Consider the following 19627-nt stretch of genomic DNA (forward strand, 5'->3'; position numbering starts at 1 on the left):
GCGATATCCTGGGGTTGTGGGTGGCAAGCTGGTTGCAAACCGCCAGAGCATGATCGCCGTGCGCGCATGCCTGGGGATCGCCGTCGCGGCGACCGGCTGCCTGTACCTCGAGCCCATCAACGAGCGCCCCAGCGCCGAGATCAAGCGGATCGGCGATGGGCTGGTCTACCGCGGCGACGAGCTGTCGTTCGTCGCGGTGATCGACGATCCCGACCACGACCCGGTCGACCTGCAGTGGCGCGGGCAGGCCTGCGATCGCCCCGTCGCCGATCCGGCCCACCGCTGCTCGGCGGTCGAGACCGGCACCGACCTCGGGTTCGACTTCACCGTGCCGGTCGTGGTCGACGGCGCGCCCGCGACGCTCCTGATCATCACGCTCGAGGTCACCGACGTCCACGGCGCGGTGGCCTCGCCACGCCAGACGCTCGAGCTGCCGATCGCCAACCACCCACCCACGCTGGCCCTGCAGCGGCGCGGCCGCGAGCTCATGGGCGAGTTCCCGGTCGGCGTGCCGATCACCGTCAGCGCGCGCGCCACCGACGTCGACACCGACGCGGTGGCCCTGACCTGGACGCTGTTCCCGGCCACGACGTCGCGGCCCGAGGACCTGGTGTTCGACCGCCTGCCCGATCCGCCCAGCGGCGGCGAGGAGTACCGGCTCGTCCCCGACGTCGCCGGCGACTACCTGGTGCGGGTCGTGGGCGACGACGGCACCGACACGGCCCAGGCCGAGGTGACGATCGCGGTGCGCCCCGATCACGCGCCGTGCCTGGGCGCGGTCGAGCCGGCCACCGCCGCCGGCGCCGTCGTGATCGCGCTCGCGCCGCGCCGGTTCGCGGTCGTCGTCGTCGCCGACGATCTCGACGTCTACCCGCCGCCGCCGCCCGACGATCCGTTCCTCGGCGCCGCCGAGCTGGCGTGGTCGATGCGCCCGGTCGGCGCGCCCGGCTTCACCGCGATCGGCGACGGCGCCGCGGTCGACTTCGATCCGGCCACGTTCGCGCCCGGCGACCGGATCGAGCTGCGGGTCGAGGTCGCCGACCGCACCCACCGCTGGCCCGCGCAGGCGCCGGCGTGCGCCGTCGACGCCGCCGCGTGCAGCGTCGAGCCGCCGGCGAGCTGCACCCAGCGGCGCACCTGGCTGGTGGAGGCCCGATGAGGCGCACCATCGTCGCGATCGTGATCATGCTCGCCGCCGCGTGCGGGGCCGAGGGGCTACACCGGCGACGACGGCGGCCAGTGCGCGGTCGCCGTCCAGTTCGAGCCGGCCGACCCGGTCGCGCCGGCCACGATCACCGCGCGCGCGACGGCCACCGGCGTCGCCGGCGTGCTGACGTACAGCTGGAGCGTGCGCCACCGCGGCGCCGACGTCGCGACCACGCGCCGCACCACCGACGGGCGCGACGTCGACTTCGTCGCCGATCAGCCCGGCGTCTACGAGGTGACGCTCGACGTCACCGGCGGCTCGGACGCGTGCCCGACCTGGGTCGGCGACAAGAACGTGCGCGACCCCGGCGCCATGGCCGGGAGCCTGCGGCTCCGCTTCACGCCGCCGGCCAGCGCCGGCGCGCCCACCCAGGAGCGCCTGGTCGTCGTCCCCGGCGGCGCCGACTTCGCCGCCGGCGTGCTGGCGATCGATCCCGGCGAGTCGTGGGCGATCGTCGTGCGCGACGGCGGCGGCGCCGCGGTGCCGGCGTACGTCCGCCTGACCTCGCGGGCCACGCCCGACGCCACGATCGAGGTGATCACCAGCGCCGGCGGCGGCGAGCGCGCCGACCTGGCGACCGGCCGCTACGACGCGCTCGTGATCCCGCTGGTCGACGACCTGGCGCCGGCGGTGCGCACCAACTGGGAGCCGGCGCTGGGCGCGCTGCAGGTCGCGGCCGGCACGACCGTCGCCGGCACGGTCCACGACGCCGGCGGCGGCCCGGTGGTCGGCGCCCGGGTCTCGATCGCCGGCGCCAGCGATCTGGCCCCGTCGACGGTCGCCACCACCGCCGCCGACGGCACGTTCGCGATCAACTGGCAGGCCCGCGCCGACGCGACGCTCGTGGTCGCGCCGCCGATCGCCACCGGGCTCGCGCGCCTGACCGCCCCGCTGGCCGGGCTGGATCTGACCACGCCGCTCGACGTCCGCTACCAGGCGGGGCACCCGGTGGTCGATCTCGGCGGCGTGCCGGTGCGGGCCGGCGGCGCGCTGGCGGCGTCGGGCCACGTGCTGTTCGCGCTCGATCTCGGCGTGGTCGCGACCGTCACCGACGGGGTCACCGCGACGATGGCCGAGGGCCACCACCGCGATCGCGTCGCCGTCGACGCCGCCGGCCGCCTGGCGCCGTACCGCGCCACCGCTGGCAGCGGCCGGGCGTTCGTGATCGGCGCCCCCGGGCCCGGGGCGGTGGCGCTGCTCGACCTCGCGCAGCCGCTGTCGGCGATCGACGCGCCCGCGAGCGCGACCCTGGTCGGCGTCACCGTCGACGCGGCCGCCGCGCCGGTGGCGGGCGCGCGCCTGACCGCGACCGTCGACGGCGACCTCGCCCACCTCGACGCGCCGACCGCGACCGCGGTCGCCGGCGCCGACGGACGCTTCACGATGGCGCTGGCGCCGGGCGCCACCTACCAGCTCGCGATCGTCGATCCGCGCGCCCGCGTCGCCGCGCGCCGCCTGGCCGTGAGCGCCATCGACGGCGACCTCGGCCTGGTGACGCTGCCGCCGGCGGTGCGCGTGCGCGGCACGGTGCGGCTGGTCGGGCAGAGCGTCGGCCTGCCCGACGTCGGCGTGACCGCGCTGTGCGGCGGCTGCGCCGGGCTCGACCGCACCCGGCCGCTCGGCGAGGCCGTGTCCGACGTCGCCGGTGACTTCGCGGTGGTCGTCCCCGATCCAAGCGCGCCGCCGTGATCCATTGCTACCATCGCGCCCGCGTGCGCGTCGCCGTCCTGCTCGTCGTGCTCGGCCTGGCCGCGGTCGGCGCCCCGGTGCGCCCGGCCCGCGCCGATCCGACGTCGACGATCGCGGTGATCCCGCTGGTCGCCGAGCGCCGCCTGGCGCTCTACGGCGCGCCGGTGGCGAGCGAGCTGGCCACGGCGCTGCGCACCGCCGGCTACGAGGTCGTGCTGGTGTCCGACGTCGCGGTGGTGCCGTCGCGCGCGTGGCTGGTCGTCGACGGTCGCCTGGTCGCCGGCGCCGGTCGCGGCGACCGCAAGGCCGTGACGATCGAGCTGCGCATCCGCGATCCCGAGCACGGCGTCGACGTGCAGCGGCTCGCGTCCCGGGCCTCGGCCCTGGCCTCGATCGACGCCGCCACGCGCGACCTCGCGGTCGATCTCACCGCCGCGATCGCGACCGCCGCCGCGGCCCGCGCCCGCGCGCTGGCCCCGCCGGTCGCGCCGATCGTCGTCGCGGCGGATCCCGACGCGCCGCCGCCGCCGCCTCCTCCACCCCCGATCGATCACCGGCCGGGCGCCCGCCTGGTCGTGCGCGGCCGGCCGCTGCACGATCGCGCCGGCGCCGACCTCGACGTCGCCGCGCTGACGCGCCCGGCGCTGGCGCACCTGGCCGAGCGGCTCGGGTACCGGCCCGGCGACGATCCTGCGGCCGAGCTGGTCATCACCTCCGAGCTGGTGTGGGTCGCCGCCGGGTTCGAGGGCGAGGTCCCGGTCGGCCGCGGCCGCGCCCGGGTCATGGTCGCGCGCGCGGGCCGCACGATCTTCGATCGCGTGGTCCGGACCGACACCGTGGTCGGCAGCCGCGGCGACCGCGTCGACACCGTCGTCCGGCAGATCGCGGCCCAGGCGGTCGACGTCGTGCTGCCGCGGATCCGCGAGCAGCTCGAGGCCGCGCGATGACCGGCGCGCTCCCCCGCGCGCTGGCCGTGCTGCTGTGCCTGGCGACCGCGACCGCCGCGGCCCAGCCCGGCGGCGCCGCCGATCCGCTCGCGGCCGCCACCGCCGCCGCCGAGCGCCACGACTGGCCGACGGTCGAGGCGCTGGTCGCGCCGATCGCCGACGCTGGCGGCGCGCCGCGCGGCGATCGCGCCGAGGCCAACCGCCTGCTCGGCCTGGCCGCGCTCGATCGCGGCGACGCCGCCGCCGCCGAGGCCCGCTTCCTCGCGTACCTGAAGCTCGACCTCGACGGGCGCCTCGATCCCGGGCTGTACCCGCCGGAGGTGATCGCGTTCTTCGAGGACGTGCGCGGCCGCCACGCCGCCGAGCTGCGCGCGCTGCGCCCGCGCCCGAAGCGCTCGCTGGTCCTGAACCTGCTGCCCCCGGCGGGCCAGTTCCAGAACCACCACCGCACCAAGGCCTGGACGCTCGCGATCGTCGGCGGGACCCTGCTCGCGGCCAACGTGACGAGCTACGCGCTCTTGCGCTCGTGGTGCAGCGACGACGGCACCTGCGATCACTCGGGCAGCGCGCGGGTCCTGCGCAACGTCAACCTCGGCGCCGGGATCGGAACCGCCGCGCTCTACCTCTACGGCGTGTGGGACGGACTCCGACACTTCTCCCGGACGCCGTCGAGGACCATCGCGCCCATGGCATTCTCGCAGGGTGCAGGTGTGGGTGTCGCCGGCGTGTTCTAGGTCGGGGGCGATCACCCACGGTCGTCGCCCCCCATGCGTACACGATCTGTCTTGATGTCGTCGACAAACTAGGGCCCACGACCCCCGTTTGACGTTGTGCGCTGGTGATCGCACCGCTACTATCGTTCGCGGTGCGTCAAGCCATCCCGTTCGGCAAGTACCTCCTCCTGGATCGGATCAGCGTCGGTGGCATGGCTGAGGTCTTCAAGGCCAAGAGCTACGGCGTCGAGGGGTTCGAGAAGGTCATCGCGATCAAGCGGATCTTGCCGTCGATGGGCGAGGACCGCGACTTCATCAAGATGTTCATCGACGAGGCGAAGATCGTCGGGCAGCTCGCGCACGCGAACATCTGCCAGATCTTCGAGCTGGGCCGCACCGACGGCGCCCACTTCATCGCGATGGAGTACATCTGGGGCAAGGATCTGCTGCAGATCCAGAACCGGGCCCGCAAGCTCAAGCAGCAGCTGCCGGTGCCGATGGCGTGCTTCATCGTCGCCAAGGTGCTCGAGGGCCTCGACTACGCCCACAAGAAGCGCGACGCGCTCGGCCGCCCGCTCGAGATCGTGCACCGCGACTGCTCGCCGCAGAACGTCCTCATCTCGTACGAGGGCGAGGTCAAGATCATCGACTTCGGCATCGCCAAGGCGGCGTCGCGGAGCTCGAAGACCCAGGCCGGCGTCCTCAAGGGCAAGTTCGGGTACATGTCGCCCGAGCAGGTCCGCGGGCTGCCGCTCGATCGCCGCTCGGACGTGTTCTCGGCCGGCACGATCCTCTACGAGTGCCTGTCCGGCGATCGCCTGTTCGTCGGCGAGACCGACTTCTCGACGCTCGAGAAGGTCCGCAACGTCGACATCCCGCGGCCGCGCCAGGTCAACCCGAACATCCCGGAGGCGGTCGAGGCGATCATCATGAAGGCGCTGGCGAAGGACACCGCCGATCGCTACCAGTGGGGCGGCGAGATGGTCGCGGACCTGCAGCGCTTCCTGATGTCCCAGGACGCGGTGTTCACGGCCAAGACCTTGTCGTCGTGGCTCAAGGACGGCTTCGCGCCCGAGATCGATCGCGAGCGGCAACAGCACGAGTCGTTCAAGAAGCTCGGCCGCGAGGGGTTGATCGCCGGCGTGCCCCAGGCCGAGGCCAAGCTCGACGTCACCGAGCACCTCGGCGAGGCCGGCAAGGCCGAGGACCCGACCATGCTCGGCGGGCCCAACTTCGACGACATGATCGAGGAGGCCGCGGCGGCGACGGCGGCGGCGGCGGCGGCGGCGGCGGTGCCCGCGGCCCGCGGCAAGGACGACGAGTTCGCCGAGGAGGGCCCGACGGAGATCTTCGGCGAGATCAGCGAGGTCGGCGACGCCCCGCCGGCCCCGCCGGCCGCGCCCGCCGTGGTGCTCGCGCCCAACGCCCGGCGCCCGACGACCGTCAACCAGCGCAGCGACGCGCCCCCGCCGCTCCCGCCGCCGGCGCGGCCGGCCACGCCGCCGCCGGTCTCGCACGCGGAGGATCCCACGATCTCGCCGCTGGGCATGCCGATGCTCCCGGTGCCGCAGGCGCCGCTGCCGGCCGCGGCGGCGCAGAACCCCAACGCCCGCACCATGCTCGGGATGCTGGCGCCGTCGCTGCCGGGTCATCCGGGCGCGCAGCCGTCGCACCCGCCGATGCCGCTGGCGGCGCCGCCCAGCGCGCAGCACGAGGCGGCGCCCGGCGCCTATCCCGGCTACGGCGGTGGCGGGCCGGTCGGCGCCGGCCAGCCGAGCTACGGCGCCTCGCCCTACCAGCAGGCCGGCGATCCCGCGTACGGCTACCAACCGCAGCCGCCCCCGCAGCAACAGCCCTACGGCTACAGCGCCGGCCCCGGCTACGGCTACCCGGCCGGGCCGCAGTCGCAACCGAACTACGCGGCGACGCCGATGGGCTCGCAGCCCGGCTACGACGCCACCGGCCAGCAGCCGGTCGTCGACGTCACCGCGCGCCGGCGCAAGAAGCCGTCGCTCGCCAAGGACGTGATGATCGGCATCGCGATCGCCGCGGTGGTGCTCGGCGCGTTCGCGGTGGTGAAGTTCGTGATCCTGGTCGACAAGAAGGCGCCCGCGGCCGCCGCGGCGACCACCGGCTCCGACACCACCACCGCCGCGCTCGAGATCGCGGTCACCGAGGGCAGCGGCGGCCAGGGCCCGGCCGAGGTCTTCGTCGACGGCGTCAAGCGCGGCGTCACCGCCGACGGCAAGCTGACCATCGCGGTGCTGGCCGGGACCTCGCACCAGATCAAGGTCGCCCGGGTCGGGTCGGTCCCGTGCGAGCGCGCGCTCGAGGTCGTCCCCGGCAAGACCACGCCGGTGCCGTGCGAGCTCAAGGCCGAGGCCGCGGCCACGGCCGCGACCATCGACGCGGGCACGGCCGACGGCGGCGCGGTCGAGTTCGACGCGGCCGCGATCGAGGTCGACGCGGGCGTCGACGCTCAGCTGATCGACGCGGCGCCGAAGGTAGCGGTCAACGACCGGGATCCGCCCGAGGATGATCACGCGAGCGCCGGCTCGAACCGGTCGGGCAGCGGCTCCGGCTCGAGCAAGGCTGGCAGCGGCTCGAGCAAGGCTGGCAGCGGCTCCGGCTCGAGCAAGGCTGGCAGCGGCTCCGGCTCGAGCAAGGCCGGCAGCGGGTCGGGCTCCGGCTCGGGCTCGACCAAGGTCGGCCCCAGCGGCCGGATCGATCTCGGCAGCGGCAGCGGCTCGAGCAAGCCCGGCAGCGGCTCCGGCTCGGGCTCGAGCAAGCCTGGCAGCGGCTCGGGCTCGAGCAAGCCCGGCAGCGGCTCCGGCTCGAGCAAGCCCGACCCCGGCGCGGGCGAGCCGACCGCTGGAGAGGGCTACCTGATCGCGTACACCACGCCGTTCGCGGCGGTGACCGTCGACGGCGTCGCGCGAGGCACGACGCCGATCACGCCGCGCCAGAAGATCCCGCTGTCGCCCGGCCTGCACAAGGTGCTGTTCAAGGTCGGCAGCGAGAGCTGGGCCTACACGATCAAGATCGTGGCCGGCAAGACCACGACGTTGAGCCGCGACCTGCCCGTCAAGCAGTAGGAACGGCGCCTGCAAGGCCCACGAGCATGACGTCCCCCGTCGTCGACGAGCTCCAGCGTCAGCACGCCCACCTGCGCGCGCTCCTGGATCGCTGCGACGCGCTCCTCGCCGATGCCGAGGCCGGCCGCGCCGACGCCGACGCGCTGACGACCGCGGTCCGGGCCATGGCCCGCGCGCTGAGCGAGCACCACACCTACGAGGAGGCCCACCTCGAGCTGCTCGGCGACGACCCGCGCCACGCCGGCCATCACGAGGCGCTGGCGCTGGGCCTGGACGACCCATCGGTGCGCGCGCTGACCACGGTGCTGCGAGATCTGCGCGAGCACCTCGCCCGCGAGGACGCGGTGCTCGCCGGGCTGTGAGCCGCGGGCGGCCTGGACCTGTCGCCAGATCAGAGCGGCGCGCCGGCGCTGAGGACAACTCGTCGCAGGGCGCCCATGCAGCACCTGCGCAGCCGCTGCACCGGGTTCCGCCCGAGGTGAACGGGTACGCAGAAGGTGCGCGGAAGTGCAGGCCCTGTCAGGCACGCCGGTTGCGTAGGCCGTGCGCACGATGAAGCAACCCGATGTCTTGCGCTATGACGACGCCATCGTCCGCAAGTTCGTGGTCGCGACGGTGGTGTGGGGGATCGTCGGCATGCTGGTCGGGCTCCTGCTCGCCCTCCAGCTCGCGGTCCCCGACCTCAACTTCGCGCCCTACCTGACTTTCGGTCGACTCCGCCCGCTGCACACCAACGCGGTGATCTTCGCCTTCGCCGGCAACGCGCTCTTCGGGGCGGTGTACTACTCGACGCAGCGCCTGGTGAAGGCCCGGCCGCTCTCCGACACGCTGTCCCTCATCCACTTCTGGGGCTGGCAGCTGATCATCGTGTCGGCGGCGCTGACCCTGCCCCTGGGCTTCACCCAGGGCAAGGAGTACGCGGAGCTCGAGTGGCCGATCGACATCTCGATCGCCGTGGTCTGGGTGATCTTCGCCGTCAACTTCTTCGGCATGCTCCGCAACCGCCGCGAGCAGCACCTGTACGTCGCGGTCTGGTTCTACATCGCGACGATCGTCACGGTCGCGATCCTCCACATCTTCAACAGCATGGCGGTGCCGTGGAGCCCGCTCAAGAGCTACTCGATGTACGCCGGCGTCGAGGACGCCTTCATGCAGTGGTGGTACGGGCACAACGCGGTGGCGTTCTTCCTGACCACGCCGTTCCTCGGGCTCATGTACTACTTTCTGCCCAAGGCCGCCGAGAAGCCGGTGTTCAGCTACCGGCTGTCGATCCTGCACTTCTGGTCGCTGGTGTTCATCTACATCTGGGCCGGGCCGCACCACCTGCACTACACCGCCCTGCCGCAGTGGGCGTCGACGCTGGGCATGGTGTTCTCGGTGATGCTGTGGATGCCGTCGTGGGGCGGCATGATCAACGGCCTGCTGACCCTGCGCGGCGCCTGGAACCGCGTCGCGGCTGACCCGGTGCTCAAGTTCTTCGTCGTCGGCATCACCTTCTACGGCATGTCGACCTTCGAGGGGCCGATGATGTCGATCAAGAGCGTCAACGCGCTCTCGCACTACACCGACTGGAACATCGCCCACGTCCACGGCGGCGCGCTGGGCTGGGTCGGCTTCATGAGCTTCGGCATGATGTACTGGCTGGCGCCGCGCCTGTTCCAGACCAAGCTGTTCTCGACCAAGCTGGCGACGATCCACTTCTGGGTCGCGACGATCGGCATCGCGCTGTACGTCGTCGCGATGTGGGCCGCGGGCATCACCCAGGGCCTGATGTGGCGCGCGTTCGACGACAGCGGCCGGCTCCAGTACCCCGACTTCCTCGAGACCGTCACGCGGCTGATGCCGATGTACTGGGTGCGCGCGCTCGGCGGCACGCTCTACATCAGCGGCATCCTGATGGCCGCGTACAACCTCTTCAAGACCTGGCAGGCGCGGCCGGCGACCTACGAGGACGTCGCCGTCGAGGTGCCGCCGCGCATCCGCGACGTCGCCAAGGCCACGGCCTCCCACGGCCACTGGCACCGCAAGTTCGAGGCCCTGCCGGCGACGTTCACCGTGCTGGTCGCGGTCGCGGTCATCGTCGCGTCGCTGTTCGAGATCATCCCGACCTTCTTGATCAAGTCGAACGTGCCCAGGATCGCCAGCGTCAAGCCGTACACGCCGCTCGAGCTCTACGGCCGCGACATCTACATCCGCGAGGGCTGCTACAACTGCCACTCGCAGATGGTGCGGCCGTTCCTCGACGAGACCGTCCGCTACGGCATCGGCGGCGTGCCGACCGAGTACTCCAAGCCCGGCGAGTTCGTCTACGACCACCCGTTCCAGTGGGGCAGCCGGCGCATCGGGCCCGACCTGGCGCGCGAGGGCGGCCGCCGCGACGAGTACTGGCACCTGCGCCACTTCGACAACCCGCGCGTGATCTCGCCCGGCAGCGTCATGCCGCGCTACCCGCACCTGCTCAAGGACGGCATCGAGTTCGGCAGCGTCCAGGCGCGCGTCAACGCGATGGTGACCTTGGGCGTGCCGTACGGCGATGACGCCAAGAAGGACGCCGGCGGCCTGGCCCGGGCCCAGGCCCAGGCGCTCGGCGCCAAGCTGGTCTCGCTCGGTGGCCCGCCGGGCATGGAGTCCAAGGACGTCATCGCGCTGATCGCGTACCTGCAACGGCTCGGCGTCGACATCCGCGCCGGCCGCAACGACCTGGCGGCCCCGGCGCCGGCCGAGACCGCGCCGGCGGGGAAGTGAGGACCTGACCATGCGCCTGACCAAGACGCGCGACGCCCGGCCGCCCACCCTCGCCGTGAGGACCTGACCATGCGCCTGACCGTCATCCTGGGCAGCCTGTCGCCAGGCCGCCCCCCACGGGGTCACGCCCCCGCGGGGCCCCCCACCAAGACGCGCGACGCCCGGCCGCCCACCCTCGCCGTGAGGACCTGACCATGCGCCTGACCGAGCTGGTGTCCGGCATGACCCCGACGCACTTCACGCAGATCGCCCTGCTGTTGTTCGTCGGCGTGTTCATCGCCATCGCCTGGCGGCACCGCCGCCACACCCCCGCCCACACCGAGGCCGCGGCCCTGCCGCTGGCCGACGACGCCGCGCCGACCGCGCGCCCGGAGATCTCCCATGAGTGACGGCTCGAAGCCCCGTCCCGACGGGCAGCTCCTGGACCACATGTACGACGGCATCCAGGAGTTCGACAACCCGCTGCCCGGCTGGTGGAGCGCGTTCTTCATCATCACGATCGTGTTCTCGGGCTTCTACCTGTTCTGGTACCACCTCGGCGGCCCCGGCAAGTCGATCGATCAGGTCTACGCCGCCGACTACAAGGCCTACGAGCAGCAGCGCATCGAGCGCGAGGCCGCGGACGTCAACGCGGTCAGCGAGGCGTCGTTGGCCACCACCGCGGCCAACCCGGAGATGCTCGCGAAGGGCCAGGCGATCTTCGTCAGCACCTGCGCGAGCTGCCACAAGGAGGACGGCTCGGGCCTGATCGGGCCCAACCTGACCGACGACAACCAGCTCCACGGCACGACCCGCAAGGACATCTTCATGACCGTCCAGGGCGGCGTGCCCAACACCGCGATGGTGCCCTGGGCCGCGCAGCTCAAGCCGGCCGACCTGGTCGCGGTCGCGGCCTACGTGACCACGCTGCGCAACCACCCCAAGCCAGGCAAGGCGCCCGAGGGCGCGCCCGTGGGCCCGTTCGCGGCGCCGTGATCGCCCCCGCACCGAACCGAGCAGTACCCCGATGAGCGTCACCCCTCCCTCCGACCGCGTCCTGTCGACGCTGAACCCCGACGGGTCCCGCTTCTGGATCCGCCCGCGCCTGTCGCCCGGTCGGTTCCTGAACCGGCGGCGGGTCGTGGCCTACGGGCTGATCGCGCTGTTCGTGTTGCTGCCGCGCATCCGGATCGGCGGGCGGCCGGCGTTCTTGATCGACCTGGTCACGCGCGAGATCTCGATCGCCGGCGCGGTGTTCCGGCCCAGCGACGGCTTCTTGCTCATGCTGCTCGGCCTGACCGTCGTGCTGACGGTGTTCTTCGTGACCGCGCTCTGGGGCCGGATCTGGTGCGGCTGGGGCTGCCCGCAGACGGTCTACCTCGAGCACGTGTTCCGGCCGATCGAGCGGCTGTGGGAGGGCAACCCCAGCGAGCAGCGCAAGCTCGACAACGCCACGCTCCCGTCGTGGCGACGGATCGGCAAGTGGGTGACCTACGCCGTCCTGGCGTTCGCGGTCGCCAACGTCTTCCTGGCGTACTTCGTCCGCACCGATCAGCTCGAGCACTGGGTGACCCACTCGCCGGCCGACCACCCGGTCGGGTTCGGCATCGTCGTGTTCGTCACCGCGCTCATGTTCTTCGACTTCACCTACTTCCGCGAGCAGACCTGCATCGTCGCGTGCCCGTACGGGCGCCTGCAGTCGGTGATGTACGACAAGCAGTCGCTGATCATCGGCTACGACACCGCCCGCGGCGAGCCGCGCGGCAAGCCGGCCAAGAAGAGCCTGCCGGTCGTCGGTGAGGCCGAGCGCAAGGGCGACTGCGTCGACTGCGGCGCGTGCGTCACCACCTGCCCGACCGGCATCGACATCCGCGCCGGGCTGCAGATGGAGTGCGTCGGCTGCGCCCAGTGCATCGACGCGTGCGACCACGTCATGGACAAGCTCGAGCGGCCGCGCGGCCTCATCCGCTACACCTCGCAGGACGAGCTGGCGGGCAAGCCGCGCAAGATCTGGCGGGTGCGCACGTTCGTCTACCCGATCCTGCTGGCGGTCGTCGGCGCGCTGTTCGTGTGGCAGCTCGGCACCCGCACCGCGACCGAGGTCTGGGTGCTGCGGCCGGCCGGCCCGACGTTCTTCGATCTCGGCGACGGCAAGGTCGCGGCCCAGGTCCGGATCAAGCTCGAGAACAAGACCCACGTCACCCGGGTCTATCAGGTCGAGCTGGTCGAGGCCGACGTCGGCACGCTGCGGACGCCGATGAAGAGCTGGACGCTCGAGCCCGGCAAGGCGGCCGAGCTGCCGCTGTTCGTCGACGCCGCGCGCTCGATCTTCGTCCACGGCCAGCACAAGGTCCACCTCCGCATCAGCGACGACCACGGCTGGCACCGGACCCTCCCGATCAACCTCGTCGGACCGGATGGTGGACCATGAGCCCAGGAGCCCGCTGGATCGCCGGCATCATCGCCACCCTCGCCGGCGGCGTCATCGCCGTCGTCACGATGATGGTGTTCGCGCAGCGCGCCAACGCCGGCCGGATCGTCGCCGACTACTACCAGCGCGCGGCCCACTACGACGACGCGATCGCCGCGGCCGACGCCAGCCGGGCGCTGGGCTGGGTCGCGACCGTCGCGCTCGCGCCCGATGGCGCCCGCGTGTGCGTGCGCGACCGCGCCGGCCAGCCGCTGGCGGCGCAGATCGAGGTCACCGCGGCCCACCGCGCCCACCCGGGCGCGCCCGCGATCGGCGGCGCGGCCCTGGGCGGCGACGGCTGCGCGACCGTGGCGCTGACGCTCGCGCGCGGCGATCACGACGTGACCCTGACCGCGGTCGCGGGCGCCGAGCGGTTCGTCGCCACGGCGGCCCGCGAGGTCGAGTGAGCGCGGTCGTCGTCGCGGCGTTCACCGCGGGCCTGACCGGCAGCCTGCACTGCGTCGCCATGTGCGGCCCGCTGGTGGGGCTGGCGTCGAGCGGGCGGGTCGGCCCGTCGGCGCGGCTGGCGCTGACCCACGGGCTCGGCCGGCTGCTCACCTACGTCGTGATCGGCGCGCTGGCCGGCCTGCTCGGCGGCGCGCTCGATCTGGCCGGCCGGCTGGCGTCGATCCAGCGGGTCGCCGCGCTGATCGCCGGCGCCGGCATCGTCGTGTGGGGGCTCATGCTCATGCGCGGCCCGCGCCGCGCCGCCGCCGCCGGCGGCACCGGCTTCGATCGCGCGCTGGTCGCGCTCGGCCGACGGCGGCCGACCGCCCGCGCGTTCGCGCTGGGCACGCTGACCGGCCTGGTGCCGTGCGGCTGGATGTGGGCGATGGTCGTGGTCGCCGCCGGCACCGGCTCGCTCGGGCTCGGCCTGGCGACGATGGCCGCGTTCTGGCTCGGCACGTCGCCGGCGATGCTGGGCGCGGCCACGGTGGTCGGCCCGCTGGTCGGGCGGCTGCGCGCGCGCCTGCCGGTCATCACCGGCGCGACCGTGATGGTGCTCGGCCTGGTGACCCTGTACGGCCGCTGGCACGACGCCGGCGCCAAGGTCGTGGCCCAGCCGAGCTGTCACTCCGTCGGAGGCGCCCGTGACCACGGCGGTCGCTGACCGACCGCTCGCGGTCGCCGCGGCCGCGCGCACCGCGTGCGCCCACTGCGGCGCCCCGTCGGCCCCGACCGACGACGGCCCGGCGTTCTGCTGCACCGGCTGCGCGGTGGTCTACCGGGCGATCCGCTCGTCCGGCCTCGAGGCCTACTACCAGGTGCGCGACGCGGCCGCGCCGGCCCGCACCACCGACCGCGGCTACGACGAGCTCGACGACGACGCCTTCCGGCACCTGCACGCGCGCGAGCGCGCCGACGGCAGCCGCGCGGTGACGCTGTTCCTCGAGGATCTGCGCTGCGCCGGGTGCGTGTGGCTGGTCGAGGCGACGCCGAGCTGCGTGCCGGGCGTGGTCGACGTCCGGGTCGACGTCGGCCGCGGCCGCTGCGACGTCGTCTACCGCCCCGACGACGTGCCGCTGTCGAAGATCGCGCGCCACCTCGATCGGCTGGGTCACCCGGTCCACCCGTTCCGCGGCGCCGAGCGCGACCTGGCCCGGCGCCGGGACGATCGGGCGACGATGTTGCGGATCGGCGTGGCCGGGGCCGGGTTCGGCAACCTGATGCTGCTCGCGGTCGGCCTCTACGCCGGCTGGTGGACCAAGATGGCGACCGACGAGCGGGCGCTGTTCCGGTGGGCGTCGATGGTGATCGCGCTGCCGACGATCGGCTACGGCTCGGTGCCGCTGTTCCGCACCGCCCTGGCCGCGCTGCGCGCGCGCCGCGCGCACGTCGACGTGCCGCTGGCGCTCGGCGTCGGGGTCGGCCTGCTCTGGAGCAGCGCCAACGTGGTGCGCGGTCACGGCGACGTCTACTTCGACAGCCTGGCGATGCTGACGTTCCTGCTGCTGGTGTCGCGCTGGATCGTGTCGCGCTCGCACCGGCGCGCCGCGACCGCCGCCGAGCTCTTGTGGACGCTGACGCCGCGCCGGGCGGTGCGGGTCGGCGCCGACGGCGCGACCGCCGAGGTCCCGCTCGAGGCGGTCGCGATCGGGGATCGCCTCCGGGTCCGCGCCGGCGAGGCGGTGCCGGTCGATGGCACCGTCGTCGCGGGCCGCTCGTCGATCGACGCCGCGATCCTCACCGGCGAGGCCCGGCCGGTCGCGATCGAGGCCGGCGCCAGCGTGTGCGCCGGCACCACCAACCTGGCGGCGCCGATCGACGTGACCGCGACCGCGGTCGGCGAGGCCACCCGGGTCGGGGCGCTGGTGCGCCACGTCGAGGAGCTGTCGACCCGCAAGGCGCCGATCGAGCGCCTGGTCGATCGCGTCGCCGGCTACTTCGTCGCGGTGGTGCTCGCGGCGGCGGCGGCGACCGCGCTGGCCTGGGGCGGCACCACCGGGATCGAGCACGCGATGGCGCTCTTGATCGTCACCTGCCCGTGCGCGCTGGCGCTGGCGACCCCGCTGGCGGTGACGGTGGCGCTGGGCCGCGCGGCCCGCGCCAGCGTCCTGGTCAAGGGCGCCGACGCGCTCGAGCGCCTGGCCACGCCCGGCCGGATCGTCCTCGACAAGACCGGCACGCTCACGCTCGGTCAACCGACCGTCGTCACCTGGGACGGGCCGGCCGAGGTGCGCGCCTGGGTCGCCGTGGCCGAGCGCGGCAGCGCCCACCCGCTGGCCCGCGCGCTGATCGCGCTGGCGCCCGACGCCGCCGCCGAGGTGGCCGAGGTCGACGAGCGCCGCGGCCTCGGCCTGCGCGCCACGGTCGCCGGCCACGCGCTCCTGATCGGCGCCCCGCGCTGGGTCGGCGCCGAGGTCGACCTGGCGCCGATCGCCGCGCGCCTGGCCGAGCTGGCCGAGCGCGGCGAGACCCCGATCGCGATCGCCGTCGACGGCGCCTGCGTCGCGGTGGCCGGCATCACCGATCCGCTGCGCCCGGGCGCGGCCGCGGCGATCGCGCGGCTGCGCGCGCTGGGCTGGCAGCCCGAGATCCTGTCGGGCGACGATCCGGCCGCGGTCGCCGCGATCGCGGCGCAGCTCGGCGGCCTGCCCGCCCGCGGCGGCGTGTCGCCCGAGGCCAAGCTCGCCCACGTCGAGGCCGCGCGCGCGGCCGGGCCGGTGGTGATGGTCGGCGACGGCGTCAACGACGCCGCGGCCCTGGCCGCCGCCACCTGCGGCATCGCCGTGGCCGGCGCCGCCGAGATCGCGATCGAGGCCGCCGACGTCTACCTGCGCACGCCGGCGATCGACGCGATCGCCGCGACCGTCGCGGGCGCCCAGGCGACGATGGCGACGATCCGGCGGAACCTGACGGTGTCGTTGTTCTACAACGCGATCGGTGGGACCCTGGCGGTGGCCGGCCTCATCCACCCGCTGGTCGGGGCGGTGATGATGCCGCTGTCGTCGCTGACCGTCCTCACCAGCTCGCTGCGCTCGCGCGCCTTCCGGGAGCCATGACCACCCTCTACCTCATCCTCATCCTCGCCCTCGGCGGCGCCGCGCTGGCCGTGGCCGCGTTCGCGTGGTCGGTGCGGTCTGGTCAGCTCGACGATCTCGACACGCCGCCGCGCCGGATGCTCACCGACGAGCTCACGCGTCGCGCACCTGACGACGCGGCATCGAAGCCGTGATCCGGGTCGCGCCCGGCCGCGGCGCGACGTCGATCACGCCGCCGCGCCGGCTGCGCACCGACGTCGCGCACCTGACGACGCGGCATCGAGACCGTGATCCGGGTCGCGCCCGGCCGCGACGCGATGTCGACCACGCCGCCGCGCCGGCGGCGCACCGACGCGCTTAGGGCCCACGCGTGAACAACTCGGTCGGTCTCGCGGCCGATCCATCCCGGCTGGCTGCGTTGCCGGCTCCGGTCCTCGGGTCACGTCCAACGAGGACGCTCCCCTCCGGTCCTCGCCGTCGCCTTGCCATCCGGGCGCCTCGTCCGCGATCCTCGATCGACTTGTTCACGCGCGGGCCCTTACTCGTCGCGCACCTGACGACGCGGCATCGAGACCGTGATCCGGGTCGCGCCCGGCTGCGACGCGATGTCGATCACGCCGGCGTGCTGGGTCACCAGGCTGTGGACGATCGCCATGCCCATGCCGGTGCCGCTCTCCTTGGTCGAGAAGAACGGCTCGTAGATCCGGGCCCGCACCTCCGGCGCCATGCCGGCGCCGTCGTCGGTGATCTCGAGCGCGAACTGCTCGTACCGGGTCGTCAGCGCGACCGCGACGTGGCCGCCCGGCGGCGCCGCCTCGATCGCGTTGCGCACCAGGTTCTGGACGATCTGGTGGACCTTGCCGGCGTCGATCTCGGCCATGACCATGCCGGGGTCGCCGGCCAGCACGACCTCGATGTCGCGGGCCAGCGCCAGCGGCCGCTCGATCTCGAGCACCTGCCGGACCAGCGCGACGAGATCGTGCTCGACCACGGCCAGGGTCGACGGCCGCGCGAACGACAGCAGCTCGTTGAGCAGCCGGGTCAGGCGCTCGAGCTCGTCGTGGACCAGCCGGGTCGGCTCGAGCAGCTTGGGGTCGTCGGCGGTGCGCTTGAGCCGGCGGCTCAGGAGCTCGAGCTGCAGCTTGGCGGCGTTGAGCGGGTTGCGGACCTCGTGGGCCAGGCCCGCGGTCAGCGTGCGCATCGCGCCCAGCTTCTCGTCCTGGATCCGGCGCTCGCGCGCGAGCAGGCGCGCCTCGGAGTCGAGCTGGTAGTGCCGCAGCATGATCGCCAGCTCGAGGTCGAACAGCTTGTCGATCGTGAGGATCGCCTGGTGAGCCTCGTCGGGCGGCAGCGCCGTCCACACCCGCGCCGCGTACTCGCCGCGGACCACGCTCATCGCGTTGAACATGTACTGCTGCGGCAGGCCGATCACGACGTGGCGCTGGCCGATGCGCGAGCGCTTCTGGTAGTAGGCCTCGTCGTGGGGCCCGCGCAGGCCCGAGTCCATCCAGTCGATCAGCGTGACCCGCAGCCGGGCCGCGCGGGCGGGGTCGCCCAGGATCGCGGAGGCGGTCGGGCTGGCGGCGACCGCGTCGTAGAACCGATCGCAGATGCCGTGGTAGTGCTGCGCCAGCACCGGCGGCAGCGCCGCGAGCCGGTCGCTGTCGGCGTCGGTGAAGCCGACGTAGGCCTTGCACTCCTCGAAGAAGTCGTTCACTCGCGGCTCGTCGGGGTGCCTGGGATGAGCGGCGGATCGTCGGGCCGGGCGCCGGCCTTGCGGTTCGCGACCTCGACCTCGGAGCGCGGCGCGGCGTTGTACTCGTGGAGCCGGTACTGGATGGTGCGGACGCTGACCCCGAGCATCTCGGCGGCCTTCGAGGTCGAGCCGCCGGTGGCCCGGAGCGTCTCGAGGATCGCGTAGCGCTCGAGCTGGGCCAGCGTCGAGCCCGGGATCGTCGGCAGGCCCGGCTGGATCGGGGTGCCCGGGCGGACGTTGGCCGGCAGGTGGCGGGGCTCGATGCGCGGCCCCTGCACCATGACGACCGCGCGCTCGATCGCGTTCTCGAGCTCGCGGACGTTGCCGGGCCAGTCGTGGGACATCAGCAGCGCCAGGGTCTCGGGCGCCAGCTCGGTCACGCCCTTGCCGTTCTCCTTGGCGAAGCGATCGAGGAAGAACTTCGCCAGGGTCGGGATGTCGGTCTTGCGCTCGCGCAGCGACGGCATGTGCAGGCTGACGACGTTGAGCCGGTAGAACAGATCCTCGCGGAAGCGCCCGCGGGCGACCTCCTCGGTCAGGTCGCGGTTGGTCGCCGCGACGATGCGCACGTCGACCCGGATGGTCTGCCCGCCGCCGACCCGCTCGAACTCGTGCTCCTGCAGGAACCGCAAGAGCTTGACCTGCAGCGCCGGCGAGATCTCACCGATCTCGTCGAGGAACAGGGTGCCGCCGTGGGCCTGCTGGAACCGGCCGTCGCGCCGGGCGACCGCGCCGGTGAACGCCCCGCGCTCGTGGCCGAACAGCTCGCTCTCGAGCAGGCTCTCGGCCAGCGCCGCGCAGTGCAGCTTGACGAACGGGCCGGCGGCGCGCGGCGACCGGTCGTGGATGGCGTTGGCGACCAGCTCCTTGCCGGTGCCGCTCTCGCCGGTGATGAGGATCGTCGCGCGGCTGGGCGCGGCCTGGTCGATCACCTCGAAGATGCGCTGCATCGCCGGGCTGTCGCCGATGATGTTGGCGGGGGCGACCCGGTCGCGGACCCGCTGGCGCAGCTGGCGGGTCTCGCGGCGCAAGGCCTGGTGCTCCAGGACCCGGGTCAGAGAAACCAGGAGCTCGTCGATGTTGATCGGCTTGGTCAGGTACTCGCTGGCGCCGGCGCGCATCGCGTCGACCGCGGACTGGACAGCGCCGAACGCAGTCATCACCACAACGACCGGCGGGTCCTCGAGGGCCCGCAGGCGCTTGACCAGCTCGATGCCGTCCATGCCGGGCATCTTCAGGTCGGTCACCACGACATCAGGTGCGAACGCCTCGACCTTGCCCAGCGCCTTGAAGGCGTCGGCCGCAGTCTCGACGTCGAACCCCTCTTCGGACAACAGCTCGGCCAGCGCGGTCCGAGCGTTTACCTCGTCGTCCACGACTAGAATTCGACCGGGAGCCACGGGGCGCTTCAACAGCCAGAATCATGCCAGGGTTGAGGGGGGGCGTCTCCGCAATCCCTGCGCGAATCGACACCTGCACCCAGGGGCTGCGCACCCGTTGCGCGCCGCCACCCGCCACCGCATGCCCTGCGCCAGGCACGGGTT

Annotated in this window: 16 protein-coding genes and 1 pseudogene; 14 read left to right on the forward strand and 3 right to left on the reverse strand. The window is 73.5% G+C overall.

Annotated features, from left to right (window positions below):
* The first annotated feature begins 58 nt into the window (after positions 1 to 58).
* Complete coding sequence (locus IPL61_04970) at positions 59 to 1159, forward strand: hypothetical protein (GenBank protein MBK9030681.1); 1101 nt, start codon at positions 59 to 61, stop codon at positions 1157 to 1159.
* A 56-nt stretch (positions 1160 to 1215) separates the two neighbouring features.
* Here the strand turns inward: IPL61_04970 and IPL61_04975 are convergent, their stop codons facing one another.
* Positions 1216 to 1380, reverse strand: a complete 165-nt coding sequence (locus IPL61_04975) for a hypothetical protein (GenBank protein MBK9030682.1) — start codon at positions 1378 to 1380, stop codon at positions 1216 to 1218.
* Between IPL61_04975 and IPL61_04980 the strand changes: the two genes are divergently transcribed.
* The 13 genes and pseudogenes from IPL61_04980 to ccoS all read left to right on the forward strand — a co-directional run bounded on the left by IPL61_04980 (position 1349) and on the right by ccoS (position 16521).
* Positions 1349 to 2896, forward strand: coding sequence for a carboxypeptidase regulatory-like domain-containing protein (locus IPL61_04980; GenBank protein ID MBK9030683.1), 1548 nt, complete (start codon positions 1349 to 1351; stop codon positions 2894 to 2896). The two genes, IPL61_04975 and IPL61_04980, sit on opposite strands and share 32 nt — an antisense overlap.
* A 23-nt stretch (positions 2897 to 2919) precedes the next feature.
* Positions 2920 to 3843 (forward strand): hypothetical protein, encoded by a 924-nt coding sequence (locus IPL61_04985; GenBank protein MBK9030684.1) that lies wholly within the window; start codon positions 2920 to 2922, stop codon positions 3841 to 3843.
* Positions 3840 to 4577 carry a hypothetical protein gene (locus tag IPL61_04990; GenBank protein ID MBK9030685.1) on the forward strand — a complete coding sequence of 246 codons (738 nt, stop codon included), beginning with the start codon at positions 3840 to 3842 and terminating at the stop codon, positions 4575 to 4577. The genes IPL61_04985 and IPL61_04990 overlap by 4 nt, the downstream gene beginning before the upstream one ends.
* A gap of 131 nt (positions 4578 to 4708) precedes the next feature.
* Positions 4709 to 5665, forward strand: a pseudogene (locus IPL61_04995) (serine/threonine protein kinase).
* Between the two features lie 2012 nt (positions 5666 to 7677).
* On the forward strand, positions 7678 to 8013 hold the full coding sequence (locus IPL61_05000) for a hemerythrin domain-containing protein (protein MBK9030686.1): 336 nt from the start codon (positions 7678 to 7680) through the stop codon (positions 8011 to 8013).
* Positions 8014 to 8203: 190 nt separating this feature from the next.
* A complete protein-coding gene (gene ccoN, locus IPL61_05005) occupies positions 8204 to 10396 on the forward strand; it encodes a cytochrome-c oxidase, cbb3-type subunit I (protein ID MBK9030687.1) in 2193 nt (730 codons plus the stop codon).
* 194 nt (positions 10397 to 10590) lie between these two features.
* Positions 10591 to 10785 carry a hypothetical protein gene (locus IPL61_05010; protein MBK9030688.1) on the forward strand — a complete coding sequence of 65 codons (195 nt, stop codon included), beginning with the start codon at positions 10591 to 10593 and terminating at the stop codon, positions 10783 to 10785.
* Positions 10778 to 11371, forward strand: a complete 594-nt coding sequence (locus tag IPL61_05015) for a c-type cytochrome (protein MBK9030689.1) — start codon at positions 10778 to 10780, stop codon at positions 11369 to 11371. The genes IPL61_05010 and IPL61_05015 overlap by 8 nt, the downstream gene beginning before the upstream one ends.
* Positions 11372 to 11402: 31 nt before the next feature.
* A complete protein-coding gene (gene ccoG / locus IPL61_05020; GenBank protein MBK9030690.1) occupies positions 11403 to 12806 on the forward strand; it encodes a cytochrome c oxidase accessory protein CcoG in 1404 nt (467 codons plus the stop codon).
* On the forward strand, positions 12803 to 13252 hold the full coding sequence (locus IPL61_05025; protein MBK9030691.1) for a FixH family protein: 450 nt from the start codon (positions 12803 to 12805) through the stop codon (positions 13250 to 13252). The genes ccoG and IPL61_05025 overlap by 4 nt, the downstream gene beginning before the upstream one ends.
* The gene (locus IPL61_05030) at positions 13249 to 13956 is read left to right on the forward strand and encodes a sulfite exporter TauE/SafE family protein (GenBank protein ID MBK9030692.1); all 708 of its coding nucleotides are present in this window, start codon (positions 13249 to 13251) and stop codon (positions 13954 to 13956) included. Before IPL61_05025 ends, IPL61_05030 begins: the two co-directional genes overlap by 4 nt.
* Positions 13937 to 16348 carry a heavy metal translocating P-type ATPase metal-binding domain-containing protein gene (locus IPL61_05035; GenBank protein MBK9030693.1) on the forward strand — a complete coding sequence of 804 codons (2412 nt, stop codon included), beginning with the start codon at positions 13937 to 13939 and terminating at the stop codon, positions 16346 to 16348. Before IPL61_05030 ends, IPL61_05035 begins: the two co-directional genes overlap by 20 nt.
* Positions 16345 to 16521 (forward strand): cbb3-type cytochrome oxidase assembly protein CcoS, encoded by a 177-nt coding sequence (gene ccoS / locus IPL61_05040; protein MBK9030694.1) that lies wholly within the window; start codon positions 16345 to 16347, stop codon positions 16519 to 16521. The genes IPL61_05035 and ccoS overlap by 4 nt, the downstream gene beginning before the upstream one ends.
* 344 nt (positions 16522 to 16865) lie before the next feature.
* On the opposite strand, the gene IPL61_05045 is transcribed toward ccoS, so the two are convergent.
* Entirely contained in the window at positions 16866 to 18044 is a 1179-nt protein-coding gene (locus IPL61_05045) for a hypothetical protein (protein ID MBK9030695.1), read from the reverse strand.
* Entirely contained in the window at positions 18041 to 19483 is a 1443-nt protein-coding gene (locus tag IPL61_05050) for a sigma-54-dependent Fis family transcriptional regulator (GenBank protein MBK9030696.1), read from the reverse strand. Before IPL61_05050 ends, IPL61_05045 begins: the two co-directional genes overlap by 4 nt.
* Positions 19484 to 19627 lie beyond the last annotated feature (144 nt).

Source organism: Myxococcales bacterium (assembly GCA_016717005.1).
Lineage (GTDB): Bacteria > Myxococcota_A > Polyangia > Haliangiales > Haliangiaceae > UBA2376.